This window comes from Streptomyces sp. SID14478 (genome assembly GCF_010548525.1).
Taxonomy (GTDB): Bacteria; Actinomycetota; Actinomycetes; order Streptomycetales; family Streptomycetaceae; genus Streptomyces.
In genome coordinates, this window is sequence record NZ_JAAGMG010000453.1 from 1 (window position 1) to 2,090 (window position 2,090).

The following is a 2,090-nucleotide window of genomic DNA, read 5'->3' on the forward strand; positions in this document are numbered from 1 at the left end:
GGCGCGCGGCGAGGGCGCGGGCCGCATCGTCCTCGCCGGGGCGGACGCGACCGGCACCTACTACGCGGCGCAGTCCCTCAGCCAGGTGCTGCCGCACCGGAAGTCCCCCGGCGCGACGGTGCGCGGCCTCGCCGTGCGCGACTGGCCCGCGACACCGGTGCGCGGCGTCATCGAGGGCTTCTACGGCACCCCGTGGTCGCACCAGGCACGCCTGGACCAGCTCGACTACTACGGCGCGCACAAGATGAACATCTACGTGTACTCGCCGAAGGACGACCCGTACCTGCGGGCCAAATGGCGCGACTCCTACCCCGCCGACCAGCTCGCCCAGTTGAAGGAGCTGGTGGACCGGGCGCGGGCGCACCACGTCGAGTTCACCTACGCCCTCTCCCCCGGCCTCAGCGTCTGCTACAGCTCCGACGACGACCTCAAGGCCCTCACCGACAAGTTCCAGACGCTGTGGGACATCGGTGTACGCCAGTTCGCCGTGCCGCTCGACGACATCAGTTACACCGACTGGAACTGCGACGCCGACAAGGCGAAGTGGGGCACCGGCGGCGGTGCGGCCGGGCAGGCGCAGGCCTATCTGCTCAACCGCGTCAACCAGCAGTTCATCGCGACGCACGACGGCGCGCTGCCGCTGCAGATGGTGCCGACGGAGTACTACAACACCACCTCCACGCCCTACAAGACCGCGCTCGCCGGACAGCTCGACAAGGACGTCCTGGTCGAGTGGACGGGTGAGGGCGTGGTCGCGCCGACGATGACGGTGGAGCAGGCGAAGCGGGCCAAGGACGTCTTCGCGCACCCGATCCTGACCTGGGACAACTACCCCGTCAACGACTACGCGACCGGGCGCCTCTTCCTCGGTCCGTTCGTCGGCCGGGAGAAGGGTCTTGCCGAGCAGCTGGCCGGGATCACCGCCAACCCGATGATCCAGCCGTACGCGTCGAAACTCGCCCTGCACACCGTCGCCGACTACACGTGGAACGACGAGGCCTACGACCCCGACGCGTCCTACGCCGGCGCCGTGCGGGAGGCCGCCGGTGGGAGCGCCAAGGCCGAGCGGGCGCTGCGGGCCTTCACGGACGTCAACCACAGTTCGCCGCTCAACGCGTCCGAAGCGCCGGAACTCTCGGCCCTGATCAAGGGCTACTGGGCGGGCTCGGTTCCGGCGTCCCGGCTGAAGGACGCCTTCGCGGCGCTGCGCGACGCACCGGCGACCCTGCGCGGCGGCGGCGTCGAGAAGGGCTTCGTCGACGACGCCGGGCCGTGGCTGGACTCGGCGCGGGCCTGGGGCGTCGCCGGGATCGCGGCGACCCGCATGCTGGAGGAGCAGCGCGCCGGGCACACGGCCGCCGCCTGGAAACTGCGCCAGCAGTTGCCCGGGCTCGTCGCCGAGGCGACGTCGTACCGCTACACCGATCTGAACGGCAACAAGGTGCCGGTGGTCGTCGGGGAGGGCGTGCTCGCGCCGTTCTTCGCGAAGGTGCGGGACACGTCCAACGCCCTGCTCGGCCTGGAGCCGCAGCCGAGCGCCACGACGGGGATCCCGGTCTACAACGGCAACACGGCCGACCGGATGACGGACGGCGACGACTCCACGTACTTCTGGAGCAGCCGCGCCCCGCAGTCCGGCGAGAGCGTCGACGTCGACCTCGGCAAGGAGCAGGAGCTCGGTTCGGTGACGGTGGCCATGGGCAAGCCCGGCAGCACCGAGGACTACCTCCACCAGGGCGTCCTCGAGTACTCGTCGGACGGGAAGACATGGCACGCGCTGGGCACGGAGTTCACGGGGAAGGCGACGTGGACGGCGGACGTGCCGAGCGGGACGAAGGCCCGGTACGTGCGCGCCCGCGCGACGGCCGACCAGACGAGCTGGCTGGTCGTCCGGGAGTTCACGGTGCAGCGGCCGGGAGGTCCCACGGTGAGCGGAGGCCCCGCTGCGGCGGAGGGCAGCACCCTGTCCGCGGCCGCGGACGGCGTCCCCGAGAACCCCTACCGCGCCGCCGCGGCACCGGCCGCCGGTGACGCGCTCGCGGTGACCTACCCGGCGCCGCGCGACGTCGCCTCGGTGACGGTCCTGCGCC

Annotated in this window: 1 protein-coding gene; it reads left to right on the forward strand. The window is 71.7% G+C overall.

The features are described from left to right. On the forward strand, positions 1-2,090 hold a 2,090-nt coding region (locus G3I40_RS15250; protein WP_164302711.1), incomplete at both ends, for a beta-N-acetylglucosaminidase domain-containing protein.